This is a genomic window from Paenibacillus pseudetheri (assembly GCF_924513355.1).
Classification (GTDB): domain Bacteria; phylum Bacillota; class Bacilli; order Paenibacillales; family Paenibacillaceae; genus Paenibacillus_AQ; species Paenibacillus_AQ pseudetheri.
Window position 1 is genome coordinate 18,827 of sequence record NZ_CAKMAB010000005.1, and the last position, 19,122, is coordinate 37,948.

At 42.0% G+C, this 19,122-nt stretch carries 15 protein-coding genes; 2 read left to right on the forward strand and 13 right to left on the reverse strand.

Translation table 11 applies throughout. The annotated features are described in order from the left end of the window. Positions 1–54 precede the first annotated feature (54 nt). From L1028_RS05830 to L1028_RS05850, 5 genes are all read right to left on the reverse strand, one after another. Positions 55–1,680, reverse strand: a complete 1,626-nt coding sequence (locus L1028_RS05830) for a helix-turn-helix domain-containing protein (protein ID WP_234532275.1) — start codon at positions 1,678–1,680, stop codon at positions 55–57. Positions 1,681–1,821: 141 nt separating this feature from the next. After that, a complete protein-coding gene (locus tag L1028_RS05835) occupies positions 1,822–2,862 on the reverse strand; it encodes an NAD(P)/FAD-dependent oxidoreductase (protein WP_234532277.1) in 1,041 nt (346 codons plus the stop codon). 42 nt (positions 2,863–2,904) lie between these two features. Then, positions 2,905–4,620, reverse strand: a complete 1,716-nt coding sequence (locus L1028_RS05840) for an ABC transporter ATP-binding protein (RefSeq protein WP_234532279.1) — start codon at positions 4,618–4,620, stop codon at positions 2,905–2,907. Between the two features lie 43 nt (positions 4,621–4,663). Further along, positions 4,664–5,698, reverse strand: a complete 1,035-nt coding sequence (locus L1028_RS05845) for a FecCD family ABC transporter permease (protein WP_042194295.1) — start codon at positions 5,696–5,698, stop codon at positions 4,664–4,666. Positions 5,699–5,700: 2 nt separating this feature from the next. Continuing rightward, on the reverse strand, positions 5,701–6,759 hold the full coding sequence (locus tag L1028_RS05850; protein ID WP_234532281.1) for a FecCD family ABC transporter permease: 1,059 nt from the start codon (positions 6,757–6,759) through the stop codon (positions 5,701–5,703). A gap of 213 nt (positions 6,760–6,972) precedes the next feature. Between L1028_RS05850 and L1028_RS05855 the strand changes: the two genes are divergently transcribed. Both L1028_RS05855 and L1028_RS05860 read left to right on the forward strand, forming a co-directional pair. Beyond that, on the forward strand, positions 6,973–7,980 hold the full coding sequence (locus tag L1028_RS05855; protein WP_234532284.1) for an ABC transporter substrate-binding protein: 1,008 nt from the start codon (positions 6,973–6,975) through the stop codon (positions 7,978–7,980). A gap of 265 nt (positions 7,981–8,245) precedes the next feature. Continuing rightward, positions 8,246–9,163 carry a DUF7916 family protein gene (locus tag L1028_RS05860; protein WP_234532286.1) on the forward strand — a complete coding sequence of 306 codons (918 nt, stop codon included), beginning with the start codon at positions 8,246–8,248 and terminating at the stop codon, positions 9,161–9,163. 105 nt (positions 9,164–9,268) lie between these two features. Here the strand turns inward: L1028_RS05860 and L1028_RS05865 are convergent, their stop codons facing one another. The 8 genes from L1028_RS05865 to L1028_RS05895 form a co-directional block, all read right to left on the reverse strand. Further along, positions 9,269–9,469 (reverse strand): hypothetical protein, encoded by a 201-nt coding sequence (locus L1028_RS05865; RefSeq protein WP_234532288.1) that lies wholly within the window; start codon positions 9,467–9,469, stop codon positions 9,269–9,271. Positions 9,470–9,488: 19 nt separating this feature from the next. Continuing rightward, the gene (locus L1028_RS05870) at positions 9,489–11,492 is read right to left on the reverse strand and encodes an FtsX-like permease family protein (RefSeq protein ID WP_234532290.1); all 2,004 of its coding nucleotides are present in this window, start codon (positions 11,490–11,492) and stop codon (positions 9,489–9,491) included. Continuing rightward, positions 11,482–12,024 (reverse strand): ABC transporter ATP-binding protein, encoded by a 543-nt coding sequence (locus tag L1028_RS05875; protein ID WP_341482484.1) that lies wholly within the window; start codon positions 12,022–12,024, stop codon positions 11,482–11,484. The genes L1028_RS05870 and L1028_RS05875 overlap by 11 nt, the downstream gene beginning before the upstream one ends. A gap of 5 nt (positions 12,025–12,029) precedes the next feature. After that, the gene (locus tag L1028_RS31445) at positions 12,030–12,248 is read right to left on the reverse strand and encodes an ATP-binding cassette domain-containing protein (protein ID WP_341482485.1); all 219 of its coding nucleotides are present in this window, start codon (positions 12,246–12,248) and stop codon (positions 12,030–12,032) included. 236 nt (positions 12,249–12,484) lie between these two features. Continuing rightward, positions 12,485–13,564: a chemotaxis-specific protein-glutamate methyltransferase CheB gene (cheB, locus tag L1028_RS05880; RefSeq protein ID WP_234532292.1), complete on the reverse strand. Its 1,080-nt coding sequence runs from the start codon at positions 13,562–13,564 to the stop codon at positions 12,485–12,487. A 41-nt stretch (positions 13,565–13,605) separates the two neighbouring features. Beyond that, complete coding sequence (locus tag L1028_RS05885) at positions 13,606–15,204, reverse strand: HAMP domain-containing methyl-accepting chemotaxis protein (RefSeq protein ID WP_234532294.1); 1,599 nt, start codon at positions 15,202–15,204, stop codon at positions 13,606–13,608. 204 nt (positions 15,205–15,408) lie between these two features. Further along, a complete protein-coding gene (locus L1028_RS05890; protein WP_234532296.1) occupies positions 15,409–16,071 on the reverse strand; it encodes a response regulator transcription factor in 663 nt (220 codons plus the stop codon). A 40-nt stretch (positions 16,072–16,111) separates the two neighbouring features. Beyond that, entirely contained in the window at positions 16,112–19,045 is a 2,934-nt protein-coding gene (locus L1028_RS05895) for a PAS domain S-box protein (RefSeq protein WP_234532298.1), read from the reverse strand. Positions 19,046–19,122 lie beyond the last annotated feature (77 nt).

A 19,122-nucleotide genomic window follows, 5' to 3' on the forward strand; every position in this document is an offset into this window, starting at 1 on the left:
TCCGTGGGAAAACATATATACACGCTAATACATCAATTTGGCTATGGACGATTGTCAGCTTAACTTATGGCCGGTTAACAAATCTGTCTGTATCTCCAACTGACGTTCGAGTGCAAGCCCTTCGCTGCCCCAAAATTCCTCAAGCTTCAGGTAATATATGCGTTCATTCATGAATGCTGGAAGATTGCGCCAAACCGCACTTTTGCTAATGCGTTTACGTGTTCTCGACATCCAGTCCTCTCGTCCTGATACAACCACAAACATATGGTCAGCCGCGTATATTGGCAATTCCGACAGTGAGATGCATAGATGATCATTCCGCTCCAGAACATCTGACCTTACCTTGTCCGGTGGAGCTAACCCTAACATTGGATACAGATTGTACACACCTCGGGCTGTATGATTCCAGATATAAATACCGTTATCTTGCCTAATCTCATACACCGCTACCGTTTCACCAGATTCAATTAGTGAGGATAAGCGTTGCTTGGCCAAATCTATTTTCAAATGATAGTGCCTTATCCATGCCTCTGCCCTCTCCTCTTCTCCCAGCAGTCTGCCGAATAAACGAATCTGTTCTAAGCGGTCCATTTCATCACATTCCACCGTAACTAGTGGACCCAACTTTTCCATGCATTTAAGCTGACGTGGGCTCAGATAGGTCGGTGCAATGACTATATCAGCTTCTAGCCCAGACAAGTCCGCTTCCCACGGACATCCCTGCAACTCAAACGATCGTACATTCGTCAGTTCCGGCTGTAAAAGCAATGAGTAGTTCATCACATCTTTTTCAACCGCGACAGGCTTCACACCCAGCGCAAGTAAATCCCCGAAAAATTGCAACGCTACTATCCGCTTCGGTTTGGGACGCAAACGGAAATCTGTTGGAGTCATCCCGGTGACTTGCTTGAATTTGCGGCTCAGATATAGTCCATCTGAATAGCCTACTTTTTGAGAAATTTGCTGTATTGTTGCTTGGCTGGACATCAAATATTTTTTCGCTTTATTCACTCTTAAATGTGTTACATATTCGGTGAAGCTCCAACCCGTCTGCTTGCGGAACCATACTGAGAAATAACGAGGATTGAATCCCATCATTCGAGACATCATCTCCCGGGTAATCTCCCTTTGGAAGTTGTGGTGGATATAAGAGAGCATTCTGAAATATGAACTATCCGTAATGTCTGCTTCATTTTCAGCCTCTACGACCAGCAAATGTAGCTGGTGCAGCAAGGATTGAATTCTATTTTCCTGTGCTTCTAAAGTATTGGCAGCAACGTCTTCCAATTCGCTAAATAAGCGGGTTATTTTGTTCGTCGTACGTACAGGTAAGATCCCGTTCGCCGGGAAAATTCCATGACAAAGTCCATATATGAGTTCTTGTTCAGTGCTATTGCTTAGCCCGTATATCTCATAAGAAATTGCGTGAATGGGGGTAACCATCTCTAATGCCACATCAATTTGATAAGTCGTACCTGCACTTAAAAAAAGAATTTCACCAATTTTAAGAGCTACTGTCTCCCCTTCAATGATTATTAGAACGGTAGCTTCTATTGGAGTCAGGAAGAGTGGGGACTGGGCAATCTGGAGATTACTGATGTGACCACCGCCGCATTGGCGTTTCCCAGCCTCTTTTAACATATAAATTCTGTGAACCGGGTTATAATTAGATAGCTTCATTTCTTCTCCCTTCCAGATCATCAAGCTATTAAACCTTGAAATATAAAGAAGGCGCATAAGGCTTCTCTCCGCTCGAAATGGATAAGAAGCCCTATACGCTCAACACTAAAATCAAACCTATTCCTTGAGAATTTACCGCTATTAATGGTCGTCAACGACTCCAAGTGCTTTATTCTTCTCCTTGAACCGTTCATTATGAGAAGATACATAAGCGACTTTTGTCGCGGTTGGGTCTATGTACAGCTTGGCACTATTAAGCGCCAGAACTGCATCCGTGAAAGCACCGGCAATTAAACGTACCTTACTCGTATAATCCACAAAGTCACCAGCTGCAAATATGCCTGGGAGATTGGTCTCCAGCTTATCAGATACATTCGCACACCAATCGCCCATATCTAGGCCCCACTCTTTTAACGGTCCAAAATCGCTCTTAAGACCATGGTTTACGATCACTGCATCCACTTCAAATTGCTCTGTTTCACCTGTTTCTATGTGGTTGATCGTCACCTGATCTATCGTTTCCCCATTACTGCTGTGTAATTGGCTTACTGCATAGGGCACGCGGACATTGACTGAGGATTCCTTCATCCGCACAATATTTTTCTCATGACCACCAAACTTTTCACGGCGATGTACAATCGTTACACTTGCTGCGATCGACTCCAGTTCATTCGCCCAATCTACTGCAGAGTCGCCTCCACCGGAGATCAGCACTCTTTTGCCACGGAATGGCTCCAGCTCCTGAACGGTATAATGAAGATTCGTCACCTCATAGCGATCAGCACCTTCAATTTCGAGCTTAGCCATCTGTAGAATTCCGTAGCCAATTGCCAAAATGACGGTTCGTGTCCAGTGTTGTTCACCAGTTGACGAGGTTAAGATATACGTCCCATCTTCCTGTCTCTCTTGATTCATGATTTGCTGTCCCAGCACAATGGTGGGTTCAAAGGTCTGCGCCTGCTCCTTGAGCTGCCCGATCAGCTGATGACAGAGAGTCGGCGTTACTCCGCCTACGTCCCAGATCATTTTTTCAGGATAAATAAGCATTCTTCCTCCGAGCTCATCCTTCGCTTCAATCAACTTCGTCTTGAGGTCTCTCATTCCACTATAAAAAGCTGTATACATCCCAGCAGGTCCGCCACCAATAATCGTTACATCGTATAATTCCAGTTGATTGTTCATTATGTCCCTCCAAAAGTATATTCTATTGATGCCCCTAGCTTCTTACGCTCCAAATTGTGCCTCATGTAGTCGACTGTAAATTCCGGCAGTCTGTAACAGTTCTTCATGTCTGCCTTGCTCAGCGATACCACCTTCCGCAACGACAACAATACGGTCGGCATTCTTGATCGTTGCCAAACGGTGAGCAATAACAAGCGTCGTACGACCTTGTGACAACTCTGCAAGTGCTTCCTGAATTGCGGACTCCGTCTCGGTATCCAACGCCGATGTGGCTTCGTCTAGAATGAGAATCGTTGGATTCTTCAGGAACATCCGGGCAATGGACAGCCGCTGCTTCTGACCTCCAGAGAGCTTAACGCCCCGCTCACCGATCATAGTATCCAGCCCAGCAGGCTGGGATTTGATCAGCTCTTCCAGTTGGGCGCGCCGTGCTGCCTCCCAGATTTCTTCATCGGAGGCACCCAACCGCCCGTAAGCGATATTCTCACGGATGGTTCCGTCAAACAGAAATACATCTTGCTGTACAATCCCGATGTGTGAACGAAGAGATTCAAGCTTCATGGAACGAATATCAATTCCATCAATGCTAATGTTACCCTCACTTACATCATAGAAGCGAGGTAGTAGACTGCAAAGCGTTGTCTTACCCGCACCAGATGGACCGACCAGAGCAACGGTCTCTCCTGCTTGAATCGATAGATTCACATTTTGGAGTACGTTTTCTTTATCGCTGTAGGCGAAAACCACATCATGGAAGGTTATATTCCCCTTAAGATCATGAACTGTCTTAGCGTCTATCGCATCATCAACATCCGGCTCCGTCTCAAGCAGTTCGAGATAACGTTTGAAACCTGCAATGCCTTTGGGATAGGTCTCAATGACCGAGTTAATCTGTTGCAGTGGTCCTAAAAATACATTGGACAACATCACAAAAGCAATAAATTCACCGTAGGTCATTTGCTTCTGGATTACAAAATATGTTCCGCATACGAGAACGAATAACGAGACCAGTTTCATGAGAACAAAGCTAAAGGATGAATTCCAAGCCATAATTCGATAGGTCATCAGCTTCGTTATACGGAAGCGTTCGTTATTGACCGCAAAGCGGGATATTTCATGATTCTCATTAGCAAAAGCTTGCACAACACGGATGCCGCTTACATTGTTCTCCACGCGTGCGTTATAGTCAGCAATGTCCGCAAACATGATGTGGAAGGCTTTAGACATTTTCCGGCTGAAGTACATGGATAAATAAATCATAAGCGGAACGATCACAAACGTCAGAATAGCTAATTGCCAATTGATACTGAGCATAATGCCAAACACACCGAGCAGCGTCATTACTGCTATAAAGAGATCCTCTGGCCCGTGGTGGGCAATCTCACCGATGTCCATCAAATCATTTGTCATCCGGGATACTAGATGGCCGGTCTTGTTGTTGTCAAAGAAATTGAAAGATAACTTCTGAACTCGGTCAAACAGTTTTTTTCTCATATCCGATTCGATATTAATCCCCAGCTTATGCCCCCAGTAAGTGACGACAAAATGCATAAAGGCACTGACAATATATATCCCCAGCAAGCCGAGGCATGAATAGAGTATCCATCTCCAATTGCCGCTTGGCAGTAGATCATCTACTACCCGGTTAACGGCTAACGGAAAGACCAGTTCAAGTAGTGCAGCAGCAATAGCGCAAGAAAAATCAAGAATAAACAATCCCTTATAGGGCCTATAGTAAGCAAAAAAACGACGCAACATGTTAATAATTCGCTCCTTCTGGTGAGAGATCAGCCTACTTTCATCAAGATTTCGTACGGGCTAACAAATACAAAAAGTATGGTGCTCCAATTACAGCTACAACGATACCCGTAGGAATCTCAGACGGCTGAAGGATCCAGCGTCCAATGGTATCCGCTGTTATAACGAGCAGTGACCCAAGCAGTGCCGAGGTTGGTAACATTAGCTGATGCTTCGGTCCAACTAGCCGTCTCGCCAAATGGGGTCCGACCAATCCCACAAAACCAATCCCACCGCTGACAGCGACACTCGCCGCAGCTAACCCTACTGCAGCCGCAAGAAGCCGAAATTGTTCCTTCGTTACTGCGGCACCAAGTCCCACAGCGGTCTGCTCCCCTAGATTCAGTACATTCATCACCCTTGCCTTATAGATGACATAAGGCACCAGAATAAGAATCCACGGTAGGAGTGACAGTACAAACTTCCAGCTTGTTCCCCAAATGCTGCCTGCCAGCCAGGTAGCGACGAATTGGTATTTCTCTGGATCAAGCCTTAGTGTAAGCACGATCATAGCTGCGCTCATCCCAGCTGCGACAGCTACACCAGTCAACAGTAAGCGCATAGGCGATATTCCTTGGTGCCGCTTATAAGCTAGAGCATAGATTAAAGCAGCTGTTAGCCCCGCACCGACGAACGCTACCATTGGCAGCAGATACACTGGAGCCGCGGTTGCCGTAGGGTAAAAAGAAATTAACAGCATAACCATGATTCCTGCACCAGCATTAATCCCTAAAATACCGGGGTCCGCCAACGCATTACGAAAGACACCCTGCATCACAGCACCGGATACAGCCAGACCTGCCCCAATTAGAACGGAGATCACAATACGTGGCAGCCGAAACTGAAACAAGATTAACTCCTGCTTGTCGGTCCCTTTACCGAACAATGTATTAATCAACTCCATAGGAGTCAAACGTATGTAACCTGTATTCATACTAATAATAAAAGCAATCACAATTAGTACCGCCAACGAAATCATGATAATTAAGCCTCGTTTGTTTTTGGCGGCTTCGAAGGAACCGAATGTCGTCTTTTCCATCATTACAGCTCCCTCCTTTCTTTACGTGCAAGATAAAGGAAGAAAGGTACACCAATCAGTGCAATAATAGCGCCAAGAGGCGTTTCATTAGGTGGATTAATCATCCGCGCAGTTAAATCTGCAAATACAGCAAGTAAACTGCCGAGGATCGCTGAACAAGGAATGATCCATCTATAATCGACACCCACAAAAAATCGTGTCAAATGCGGAATAATCAGTCCAATGAAACCAACTGCACCAACTACGGCAACCGATGATCCGGCCAAAACCAAAACGATTAATGCACCTGCCAACTTCACAAGCCCTGTACGCTGACCTAGACCTTTCGCAACATCGTCACCTAAACTGAGCATCGTGATCGATCGAGAGATTACCATTGCACCTATTAAAGCGGCCCCTATCCAAGGGAACATGATTTTGAGTTGGATCCATTTCGTTCCAGCCACGCCTCCCGCATACCAGAAGGCTAAATCTTGACCGATGTGAAAATATAAAGCTACCCCTTCACTCAGCGCCGACAAAAGCGCACTAAAAGCAGCACCGGCCAGCACCAAACGAGCAGGAGTTAATCCTCCCTTAGCAAGTGATCCAATTCCGTATACTACGCCTGCACCTACTCCGGCACCCACGAATGAATATAGAATCAAATACATAAACGATAAATTTGGAAAAAAAGCAAAACACAGTGCGAGCGCAAATCCTGCGCCTGAGTTGATACCCATCAGACCTGAATCCGCTAATGGATTTCGCGTCATCCCTTGCATAATGGCACCTGCAACTGCAAAGCTGGCCCCTATCATTGCCCCGCCAAGTACACGAGGTAATCTTAATTCTCTAATAATCTGATGATCCATGATCTCCGGATCAAAGTGAAACACAGCTGACCATACTACAGACAGCTTAATATCCGCTGCGCCGAAGGAGACGGAAACAGCGATACCTAATAATAATAACGCCAGACCGCCAACCAAGATTAATGTTGCCGCCCAAGGACGTGAACGAAATTCTCGTTTAATTGCTCCTTTATCGGCTCCTATCCTGGTAGTTATCTGTTGATTCATGAATGCCACCCTATTTCTGTGAAATTGATTCTCATTATCATTAGCCTATTGTAAGTTACATTTCCTAGGTTTGGCAATAGATAGATTTATTTGATGCTATTTAATTTATTGCATTGACATAAATTCTAAGCTTTGATACAGTTCAAATTGATAATAACGATGATAATGATTCTCATTATTATCAATTGGTACATATACTTAGGGAGGTTTACCATGCTAAAAAGAAAGACCCTATTCCCCATCCTGGCACTCGTAATGTTATTGTCTGTATTTGTGACAGCTTGCGGGGGAAACAACAATGCTTCATCTAATACACCAACAGCGACAACTGAAGTAACAACAGCCCCGAGTGCAGAGGCAACGGCTGTTCCCGATGCTTCCGTTGCTGAAATACGCAGCTATGAAACCACTAAAGGTACTGTTCAAATCCCGGTTAAACCTCAGCGTATCGTTACAGATTATTATGGTGGGGAATTACTCTCCGTTGGAGCTAACGTTATAGGCGTTGAACCTAGTACTTTTGATAACCCCTTCTTGAAAGACCTGCTCAAAAACACACAAGATGTTGGTGCTCCAGTCAACGCTGAGAAAGCACTAGAACTTGCACCTGATCTAATTGTAGTTATGTACGATGACAACTATGATGCTTTATCCAAAATCGCTCCAACCATTCACATTCCATACGGTACTGCTACGAACATCTATGAAACCGTAAAACTGTTTGGAGATATCGTAGGAGCACCTGATAAAGCTGAAGAGTTCATTGCTGACTTTGAGAAAAAAGCTTCTGAAGGCCGCGAAAAGCTTAAAAGTGTCGTGAATGAAAATGATACATTCGGAATATATGAGCTGACTGACAAAGGTGAGCTGTGGACCTTCGGTAACAATGCGGGCCGTGGTGGACAAGCCCTCTATAATGCACTTAAGCTGAAAATGCCTACTAAGAACAGCAATGACAACCAAACACTGCAGCTATCCATGGAGCTATTGCCAGAATATGCAGCGGACTACATGTTCCTGACTACTTATGATCCTGATAAAAAAGGCGATAAGCTGAAAGAGCTGAAGGAATCACCCGTTTGGAACGGACTTGCTGCTGCGAAGAGCGACCATCTTTTTTACAACGATTTTGATACTTTCTATCGCTATGATCCTATTGCCATTACCGCACAAATCGATCTGTTCGTTGATATGATTCTTGAGCGCAACGGTAAGAAATAAGCATAGACACATCAAGAAACACCCTACTCAAGCACTCTAAATGAGACTCACAAAAAGATACTTTGAAAAAAGTGATCTTCTTGTGGGTCTTTTTTCATCTATACTGAGTCATAAAGCTATATTGACAAATTTTACAAATCAATTTATAATTCGATTCAACTAAATATATAAGAACACAGCGTGTTACCATTCCATGGGCAATAGCTGAGAAGGATATCCTTTTCTGCTATTGCCTATTTTATTATTAATTATTGGAGGGATTACCATGACAAAACGTATATTAGACTGTAATGCTTCAGATTTTGTAGAAATGAAAAAAAAAGATATATTAGATTCTATTGTTGCTAGTGAAGGTAGAGTCTTAATATCTGAAATCATTGGACTGTATAATCCTACACTGCATGCCATTAGTAATGCGGAACTTGCTTCAGCCTTTGGTGCAGATATTTTACTGTTAAATATGTTCGATGTGTATGAGCCTATATTTAATGGAATCCCAAATGTTGAAAAACAAAATATAATTAAAGAGATTAAAAGATTGACTGGAAGGTTGATAGGGATTAATTTAGAGCCGGTAGATCATGATCAAGAGATTATAGGTGGATTAACAGCGATATCACAAGGGAGACTTGCTACTGCGGATACGGCTAAAACAGCTTATGAACTAGGAGCAGATATGATTATTTTAACGGGTAATCCTGGTACGGGAGTTTCTAATAAGGCTATTACAAGTTCCTTGAAAGGGATACATGCTATTTTGGGAAATGAAATAATTCTAGTTGCTGGCAAAATGCATGCATCTGGATCACTCAAGGAAGCGGGTGAAAATATTATCACCAAAGCTGATATCAAGGAATTTGTTGAAGCAGGTGCCAATATTATATTAATGCCTGCGCCAGGAACAGTTCCAGGTATTACCATGGAATACATTAAAGAATTAGTTACATATGCACATAGTCTTGGAGCTTTAACCCTGACGGCCATAGGCACCTCTCAAGAAGACGCTGACTCTGATACGATAAAACAAATCGCCCTCATGTGCAAAATGACTGGAACAGACATGCATCATATTGGCGATGCAGGTTATAAAACGGCTAATCCTGAGAATATTATGGATTATAGCATTGCTATTAGAGGGAAAAGGCACACTTATATTAGAATGGCCCGATCCATCAATAGATAATTTAGCGCAACGGTACCAAACATAAAGAAACACCCCACTTATTAGATATCGCCTAAAGTGGGGTGTTTCTTTATGCAATGAATATCATCTAGTGTAGTTCTCGTACTAATCGCTTTTGTTTAATTTTTTGTACATATACTCATCATTCTTAAGCTTGTAGAGCTGGCCCATACCCGCAAAGACGAAAAACAGTACCAAAATCAATAAATACGCATAGGTGAATTCACCAATATAGAAGCAAGTGACAATAGCAATTAGGGTCAAGATCAATAATGCCACTGCAATTCTGGATAAAATCTTCTTCAAACGGAATCCCCCTACGTTTTTATTTGTTAATATTATCATAATTGGAATTAAATTCACATCTTGTATTATACGTTGTCGGAGTATCAAGTAGTTCGATATGAGCCAGCATCTTGCGAGTGTATACTTTGGTATATAGATAATAAAAGAGTACTTGAAATAAAAGATAGCCCCCTCCTACTAACAAACAAAAGCAAAATGGCGCCAGAGCTACAGACATCTCAAACCTTGAAGAACTGACAACATACACAGTAGCTAGCACAATACCTAATACATAAGGAAGAAAAAATAATACTTTTAAAGGACCGCCTATCATTTGAGCCACATTTTTAGAAGTAATTCCAATCTTATTCAACTTCCCGAATTTGATCTTCTCTCGCTCTAAATCGGTCTGGATACTGAAATGCAGTACTATACAAGAGGCACCAAAAAATATTAGACCAACGAATGTAATGACGAAGATTCCAAATCGACCGGACTCCTGTAACTGTAAATACTCACTTATTCTAGATTTTGTGGAAAATACGAGCGCTTCGTGCCGTTCATTGCCATACCAGGACTTCGTATTGTCCTTATTGTATTTGGCTAAAGCCGCATTCAACTTGGTATCTATATCGGCAGTCTTTTTCCAATCCTTGAAATTTAGGAGCTGAAGATTCCCGATCGCATCCATATTCTCCGCTTTCAGCGCCATATAATCCTCTTCGTTTACAATGACATGAAGACCATTCATGAGATTCGGTACAGGATTAAATACCATTTTAAATATAAGTCCTTGTGAGAGCAGCGTATGATTCCCGGAAGAAAGCTTCATTTCGAAGGTGGGCATCTCCGGTCTTTGATTCTTCCATTCTTCTCTTCGAGCAACTAAGGCAAGATTAAGAAAGTGATCTTTCTCCACATGATAATCACTGCCGATTAATGTATTTATGTTTTGATCCAAAAATACTTTGAAATAGAACAAATCAATGTATTCAAGCTTTTGGTGTGAAATCAGCGATGTAGCACCATGATCTGTGATTTCGCTGAGTGTCTCTGATGGAAGGCTATTTTTCCCGAATACTTCTGCATAGGCAATATCATAAGGGTTGTTTTTCACAGGAATATTCTCAGCATCCCAGGTAATATAAAAGATAATGCCACTTAGAAAAACCGTGATGAAGACGAGGAAGGTGATGAGAGAAAGTACTATTTTAGAGCGTCCAAGAGTATAGTTCAAATCGGAGCTAAACATTAAATGCTTATGATAAGCTTTCGTAGATCGCGAAAAGATGAGTTTCATCCAGTCACCAAGACCTGACAGCAGCAAATAGACACCCACCATACTTACTCCCAGATTGATCAACAACATACGGGCATCATCTGGACTGTAATGAGTAATCATATCATAAACGGAGATCCCCAGTAGTACGACTCCGATGATCCCTGTGATTTTACCATGAAGAAGGCTACGCTCTGCGGCTCTGGATTCTTTTAGAAGGCGTACAATGTTGTATCTCAGCGTTAATAATAAATGGACTCCAATCACAGCTATGTAAATAATCCCGAAGAATTTAATGGTATACAGATAACTTTCCAGCGTTAGTGAAAAAGAACTGTCCCCTATATTAACAAACAACGAGATGATGAAGAAGAAAAGACCGGAGAAGACCGTCCCTGCACCTAAACCCGTGAGAATCGAAGCTAGTGCGATCATGCTATTTTCTAACAAAATAATTTTACGGATATTGTGGCTCGTCATTCCAAGAACCATTAACAGCCCAAAGTCGCTTTTTCTAAATTTCAAAAAGGCCATTTGCGCATATACAATAAATAGAACAGCAAACACTCTCATAACCAAGAAAGGAGCATATAAATTACCAGACACCATTCCATTCACTTGATAGGGGTCATTAAAATCAGGGTTCGTATACAGGGAGTAAAAGGCGAAAAAGACCATAATCGTAAAGCTGCTGCATAAGAAAAATAACAAATACCTTCTAAGGTTCGCCTTAAAAATCTGAATAGCCATTCTCCTAAAGGTCATCTTCTCCCCCTCCAATGAAGGCCAGACTCTCCAGAATCCTATCAAAAAATGCTCTCCGTTCTTTATTGTCCCTAGTAATCTCTAATAGAGCCTTCCCATCCTTGATAAAGAGCACGCGATTACAATAGCTGGCCGCAAAAGGATCATGTGTGACCATCACAATTGTTACTCCTTTCAGAGCATTCAGTTTGGCGAAGGTCTTCATCACGATACTTGAGGATTTGGAATCCAAATTCCCCGTTGGCTCATCCGCAAAGATCACCTCCGGATCATTAATAATCGCTCTGCTAATCGCCGCTCGTTGTTGCTGTCCTCCTGAAACCATATACGGATATTTGTCCTTCACCTCATCCAGATCAAAGAGTAATAACGTCTCATCTGTCTTGGTATTGATGTCGTCTACCTCTTGATCATCCAGAACCATGGGCACCATTATATTTTCCCGTAGGGTCAGGCTATCCAGCAGATTGTAATCTTGAAAAACGAACCCCATTCGCTGCCGGCGAAACAGTGCAAGCTCGTTCTTAGACATCTCGCTTATACTAGTCTCTGCATCCGGACTACCCCACTATATTCCGTGTCAATCCCGCTGAGGATATTCAGCAGCGTCGTTTTACCGCTCCCCGAAGGTCCCATAATCGCTACAAGCTCTCCGCTAACCACACTCAGGCTTATGCCGTTTAGCGCCCGAAACACATTCATTTTCCCCGTGCCTTTATATTCTTTTGAGAGATTCTCTACCTCTAAAATAGGCATGCTCGCACCTTCCCCTTCATAGCTTGGCGGATTAACATTAAATGGAATTATGTTATTCCTGTAAACACTATAAAACTAAGTGAAGAGATCGGTTGTTAGATTGCTCACAGAAGTTATTACAGCCATAGTAAAGTCTCAACTATTTATCATAAATTTACTGACAACATAACCGAAGTAGTATTTTCCAATGAAAAAAAAGAGCCCTCATAAAAGGCTCTAAAATAACTCTTCCACACCTACCGCCGCAACTCCCCCGTAACCTCCATAATCTTCGAGGCTAACAAATGAGAGGGAACCTCATAATCCACACATCCGAGCTCAACTGCCGCTTCAGGCATTTCATTTACAATCGAAGTCTCTTGCGATTCTACAAGGGTGGATTGGGCGCCAGCTTGTTTGGCATCCAGCATGCCTCTCGCGCCATCGCTTCCCCTTCCGGTCATTAGTATCAAATGCTGCTTCAAGCTTTTCAGTCCAGAAATCGATTCGAACAATACATCAATGGATGGACGGTATCCGTTCACGGGAGCTTTCTTGTGAAGTTTGATTCTACATACTTGCCCTTGCTGAACTACGGTCATATGACAATTACCAGGTGCAATATATGCCGTTCCTCCGAGTACCAACTGATCATTCTTCGCCTCAACCACCTGTACACTTGAGAAGCGATTTAATCGTTCTGCTAATACTTTCGTATACTTAGGCGGCATATGCTGAACGATCAACAAAGGATATGGGAAGTTTGCCGGGAGAGAGCCAATTACAATTTCAAGCGCCTTCGGGCCACCTACTCCACATCCTATGGCTACGATTTGATCGAAGCCTTCCATACATCCGGTTTTAGGAGCGTCTTCTACTTGTTGTCCTGCAATCACTGTGGAAACAGTTATATTGTTAAGGATAAGAGTTCTCAAAGGAATTTGAGCAGCTTGTTTAAGCTTGAATATTAGCTCGTCTTTTATTTGGGATAAATCTGGTCCAAATAACTGAGTTGGCTTGGAGATAAAATCCACTGCTCCATTCTGTAGACCTGTGATGGTTGCTGTTATTCCATCCTTTGATCCCGAGCTTAGGATAAGGATAGGGGTTGGACGCTGTGACATCATGCTAGAGAGTGCTACTAAACTATTCAATTCTGGCACTTCTATATCAATCGTCACGACATCAGGCCGGAGTTCTTGAACCATGCTAACCGCTTCGGATGCATTTCGAGCTGCTCCAATGACCTCGATAATTGAATCCTCCGCAATTAGGTTCGAGATCTGTTTACCCATTATTACTGAAGTAGCTACAACGAGCACCTTTATGTTTTGCACTACTTCTCCTCTCCTATCAATGATGATCCCCATGACACTGTTTATTTAACTTTAAAAATAGATACGAGTGCATTTAGTTCCTCCGCAAGCTGTGCTAATGCATTAGCGGTTGTTGCCGTTTCACTACTGCTTGCCGCCATTTCTTCCGTTGCTGCTGATATACTCTCAATTGAGTACAACACCTCTGATGACTGCGCGGCCTGTTCTTCGCTGGCAGCAGCGATTTCTGTTACTTTATGAGCAGTATCGTTCACCATAGAGAGAATATGTTCAAAGGCTTCCCCATTTTTTTGTGAAAAAGTTACGCCTTCGACTACAGCCTTCACGCTATGCTGCGTATTCTTCTGCATATCTTTAATAATGTCCGTGACTTGCTTAGTAGCCTCACTGCTCCGCTCTGCTAACTTTCTTACTTCATTCGCTACAACAGCAAATCCTCTGCCCTGTTCTCCTGCACGAGCCGCTTCTATAGCTGCATTTAGGGCCAGCAGATTTGTCTGTTTAGCAATATCATCAATGACCGCAATGATCTCGCCAATTTTATCTGAGCCTTCTTCTAGTCTAGACATTTGGTTGTTAAGTAACGTCATCCCTTGAATGGAGTCGGTAACCACCGCACCTCCATCCTGAGCAATACGCATTGTATGATCTGACAGCTCTGAGGCTTGCTCTGCACTCTGAGCTACTGAATTAATCGCCTCAGACAATTCTCGGAACAACTCATTCATCGTTTGCGCTGCAGTGGCTTGACTCATACTGCCGCTAGCTACTTCCTCAGTACTGGCTGATATTTGCTGTGCTGCCGCCGAGACGCTTTCCGCAGAGGACAAAATCCCCCCCACAGTATGCCTTAAGTTCAGAACCATTTCATTCACAGAATTCGCAAGTTTTCCGATCTCATCCTTAGAATTTAGATTCGAAGTTTCGCTTAAGTCTCCATTGGCTACTTTACCTAGCAGGCGCATCACTTGATTTAGAGGCCGTGCTATAATTTGCGAGATTAGATAACCAAAACCCACGCTGATTAGAAGTGCAATAATCGTAACACTAAAGGTAATCAACCTGGAGGATTGATATAATTTATTGGCGTTATCACTGGATTCCTGTGCCTGCTTCATATTAATGTCAATTAAACCTTGCAAGAAATCCGTCATCTTCGTAGTGGCCAGCTGTAAATCTCCTGTTAGCAAATAATTCGTATATTCATCATTACTAATGATCTTCTTATCCAATTCAATCGCATGATCTACACTGGTGGTATAACGTTGCCAGATCTCAGGATAATCCTTCATCTTCTCTAATTCTTCTTCTTTCAATTTTGTCTTACTATATTTACTCATAATGTCTTCAATACTTTGGACATTCTTATGTAATTTATCCCGATACTCTTTTTTCTTCACCTCGGTTTTGGCCATGGTATTTATATCCCGTATGTTTATTCTATTCGTTAAAAAAAGTTCATTCGCTTCACCAAGATAGGCAATCGGTGTTAAGCGATTCTTATACATATCCTCGATGGACTCGTCCATCTTACTCAAATTGCTTATTCCATAGAATCCTACAAAGCATAAAATGACTGATACCAAAACAAATGCTGAGATTAGCTTCACTGCTGTTCTCAAATTATAAAACCATTTCATCCTTCTGCACCTCATTACGTTAGTCAATTTTTAGTAATTCTTAGGAACTATTTCATCATAAACTGTAAGAAGAATATGGTAACCGAAAAAAAATGGCGTGATCACGCAAAATTATTGCGCACCTCCGCAATGAAGCGCAAAACAAAAAATCCCGCCTCACTATCTAGTGATCGGGATCTCAATCTATAGGGTTGTTACGTATTTTCACAATGAATTAGTAAAATCTGATTCCTTCAATATTCCGAGCCGTTTAGCTTTTATAGCCGCTTCAATTCTAGACTTCACATTTAGCTTTTGGAACAAATTCGTTAAGCTATATTCGAGAGATCGCTGACTCATCAGCACAATCTCCGCTATTTCTTTATTACTTTTCCCCTTTGCAATTTCCGTTAGCATTTCATGTTCCCTTTTGCTGATCATGGAGACTACTTGCTCATCATTAATTTCTAATCCTTTAGGCGGTACTTTCCTTAACTGCTTAACTAAGGTCCGTGGTAGAATGACTTCTCCTCTTAATGCACAGCGTACCGCTGTAATCAACTGCTCTCTATTGGTCGTTTTTGAGATAAAGCCAAATATCCCTGATTCGATCATCAGGTTAAATTTGTTATTAAATTCATATCCGGTATAGATTAGGATAATCGCATCGGCATTCAAGGTTAATACTTGCTTCGCCAAATCAATCCCGTTCACATCCGCGATATGAAGATCAAATAACATTACATCAAAATAACGACTACTAACCATTTCAAGCACCTCATGAGCTGAGTTGGCTAGCGTAACCTTTATATCCCCCTCTTGTTCTAATATCATCCTAGTCCCTTCCATAACAGATGGATGATCATCCACTAACAATATTTCAATCATGCCTATGACTACCCCTCTATCCAATTGTTATGCCGCATGATTAATCTGCAGGTATAGATATATTCACCGCTAATCCCTTTTTATCTGGCGAGTGAAATACTATTGTCCCATCCATACTTCGAACTCTTTCCTTCATACCATAAATCCCCATACTCGTGAGAGAATCCTCTCCAAATAGGTTCATTCCAATTCCGTTATCTTTATAATCCAAATGAATATGATTGTCTTCACTAGCTAAAGTGATGTAGACTTCTGTCGCAAAAGAGTGCTTCGCTGCATTAGCTAAAAGCTCCTGCACAATACGGTACAGACCTATAAGCACTTCATCATCTAACTTATGCGTGAATGCTTCAGACTCGAAATAAATCTGATAGTTGGTACGTAGCTGCGTAAATTCAAATAAGGTCTCCAGCGAAGAGATAAGCCCTTCATTGATTAATGCAGGGGGTCTTAGCTCGTTACAAATAATCCGTAGTTGATAGATCACATCGAGTAAGCCTTCTGAGATTTGTTCTAGTTGTTCTCTAAGTTCCCCTTTAATGGACCTTTCACCTAAGAGAAGATCCAGCTTACGATACCAGATAATCTGTTCTTGAAGCGCTGAGTCGTGTAAGTCCTGAGCAAGTCTTTTTCGCTCATTCTCGGATAAATTAAACATAAAGCGGAGAAGCCATGTAGGAGCAAATTGCTTGGAAGCTGCTAGCTCAAGATCTTTCGTTAAATCTTCAATGAGCAAAAAATGATCAAAGAGAACACTGACATAACGGGTAATCGTTTCAAGCCACACTCGAATAGAACCGATTTCTAGTAAAAGCGTCTTCTCGTTAATCGATAGCAAGTAGCTTTTTCCTCGGGACTCCCCGATCTTGAGTGAATACCCATGCTCAGTCTCAATAATTTCACATAATTTATCATAATTAGATTCAACTGCGATAAAATTTATATTTGTTATCTGCAGAGTCTCTCTGACTTCTCTAAGTAACCGCTGTTCCATATGACTAATTTTCATCACACCAAAAAGATCTTGGGAGAATTGATCCAGACTCATTTGCAAGCGAAAATACCGTTCCTCACTTTCACGAATAATCTGCTCTGTATGTTCTCTGTCCTCATCTGCTTTTTTTCGATCACTTATATCTCTAAATATTGAGATACATGCGACTTTTCCTTTGTGCAAAATGGAGCTAGCGGTTACTTCTACATCGATAATCGTTCCATCTGAACGTACGACCTTTTGTTCAACAGGAGCTAAGATTTTATAGGGTTCTTTATAGATCTCACGCATGCGTTCTTTCGTTAGCGTCAGATACTCTGGATGCGCCCAATTGAAAATATTTTCACCGATCAGTTGACTCTCATCGTAAACTCCAAATAAACCAAGACAAGAAAAATTTACATAAACAAACTTATAATCGCTATGGAGAACAACCGCTTCAGGCGACATCTTGATCAGCTGCTGATTGAGTTCCTCGCTTTCCCTTAATTCTCTTTCCATTTGGATTCTCTTAGTAATGTCTCTTGCTACAAATACAATGCTAATTACTTCTCCATCCTCACCTAGAACGGGAGTAGCAAGACATTCTAAATTTAAGATATAACCTTCTGAATGAATAAAACGATTGTAAAACATCTTGCTCGTTTTTGTCCGAAAAATATTTAATATCTGTTCTTGTAAGCTGTCTTGCTCATCTGGATCGATATACTTTAGGATGGTGGTGTCCTTGATTAAACCTACAGGAATACCGATTAGAGTCTCACAGGAGGGGGAAGCTACAATAAAATTACCTTTTTGATCCAGAACACCCATCATATCCTTCATGTTATTAATAATAAGTCTATACTCTGCCTCACGCTGTGCCAACTTGTGTTCTACTTCTACTGCTGATGTTATATCTCTAGCAACTACAAAAGCACCAACAATACGATTATTCACATAAGTCGGGATATTTTTCATAGACCAGTGGCTCACTGATCCATCCTTACGGGAAGAGTCCACAACATAGTGCTGAGCAGATCCCCGTACTGTTCTTTCAAAATAATCCAGCATCCCCGGTATATTTTCTATTCCAAATAGATTCATGATAGACAAATTCTCTCCGACCATACTTAAAGACTCTCCAGTAATTTGCTCTGCTGCAGAATTGATTGCCAAAATATCACCTTGCAGATTCACCTCACATACGACGTCTGAGTTATAGTCAAATAAGGATTTATAGCGCTGTTCGCTTTTGAGCAAAGCCTCTTTCATCAACTTTCTTTCCGTGATATCTGCCAAGATCCCGTCAAGCCGGACTACCGCTTGGGATTCATCCAGACTGGGTATGATTCTGACCTGTATCCATCGGGGCTCACCATTTGCATGGATAATCCGATACTCACTAAGCTTTGGAATCCCTTGCCGAGCCGTCGATAGGATCTCCTGAATCGAGGGGGTTTCTTCCTTATGAGCTATACGGAACCAAAAGTCATCCTCTTTCGCCTGTTCAACGGAATAACCAGTGATATTGAGAATGGCATCCGATATAAACAATACTTTCTTTGCTACGTAATCATAAGACCAAATCGCCACGTCAAGATTGGAGAACATCTGTTGATACAAAGAAAATGAGCTTTCTAATTGAATTTGCGCCGTTTTTTGTTCAGTAATGTCCAGCATAATTCCATCTATTCGGCAGACCTTGTTCTCCTTATTTAGGATAGGCGTGCCGATACTTTGAACCCACTTCAGTCCTTCAGCAGGTAGTTGCATCCGATACTCAAGACTACTAATATGACCAGCTGTTAATCTTTCCATGTAGGCATCATATCGATCAAGATCCACTTCATACACAAGTTCCCGCAAAAAATCAGGGCTGTGCGGTATAGTCTTACTTGTGCAACCAACCCAATCCTCTAAAATATTCGACATCGTCAGCAGATTTTCTTTCATATCCATAGACCATGTGATCACATTCTCGTCGCCGAGTGAATGCATATTGAGATCACCTCCACATAAAAAGCCCCCCCTTTTCGGGGCGGCTTTTTGTTCTAATTCGCTGTTTTACAAGCGTC

Coding starts and splice junctions, on each gene's coding strand:
- L1028_RS05885 (WP_234532294.1), bottom strand. CDS start 15,204: ATGAAATGGTTTTATAATTTGAGAACAGCAGTGAAGCTAATCTCAGCA.
- L1028_RS05875 (WP_341482484.1), bottom strand. CDS start 12,024: ATGTCTAAGAACGAGCTTGCACTGTTTCGCCGGCAGCGAATGGGGTTC.
- L1028_RS05855 (WP_234532284.1), top strand. CDS start 6,973: ATGCTAAAAAGAAAGACCCTATTCCCCATCCTGGCACTCGTAATGTTA.
- L1028_RS05835 (WP_234532277.1), bottom strand. CDS start 2,862: ATGAACAATCAACTGGAATTATACGATGTAACGATTATTGGTGGCGGA.
- L1028_RS05830 (WP_234532275.1), bottom strand. CDS start 1,680: ATGAAGCTATCTAATTATAACCCGGTTCACAGAATTTATATGTTAAAA.
- L1028_RS05850 (WP_234532281.1), bottom strand. CDS start 6,759: ATGAATCAACAGATAACTACCAGGATAGGAGCCGATAAAGGAGCAATT.
- L1028_RS05860 (WP_234532286.1), top strand. CDS start 8,246: ATGACAAAACGTATATTAGACTGTAATGCTTCAGATTTTGTAGAAATG.
- L1028_RS05840 (WP_234532279.1), bottom strand. CDS start 4,620: ATGTTGCGTCGTTTTTTTGCTTACTATAGGCCCTATAAGGGATTGTTT.
- L1028_RS05890 (WP_234532296.1), bottom strand. CDS start 16,071: ATGATTGAAATATTGTTAGTGGATGATCATCCATCTGTTATGGAAGGG.
- L1028_RS05845 (WP_042194295.1), bottom strand. CDS start 5,698: ATGGAAAAGACGACATTCGGTTCCTTCGAAGCCGCCAAAAACAAACGA.
- L1028_RS05870 (WP_234532290.1), bottom strand. CDS start 11,492: ATGACCTTTAGGAGAATGGCTATTCAGATTTTTAAGGCGAACCTTAGA.
- L1028_RS31445 (WP_341482485.1), bottom strand. CDS start 12,248: ATGCCTATTTTAGAGGTAGAGAATCTCTCAAAAGAATATAAAGGCACG.
- L1028_RS05895 (WP_234532298.1), bottom strand. CDS start 19,045: ATGCATTCACTCGGCGACGAGAATGTGATCACATGGTCTATGGATATG.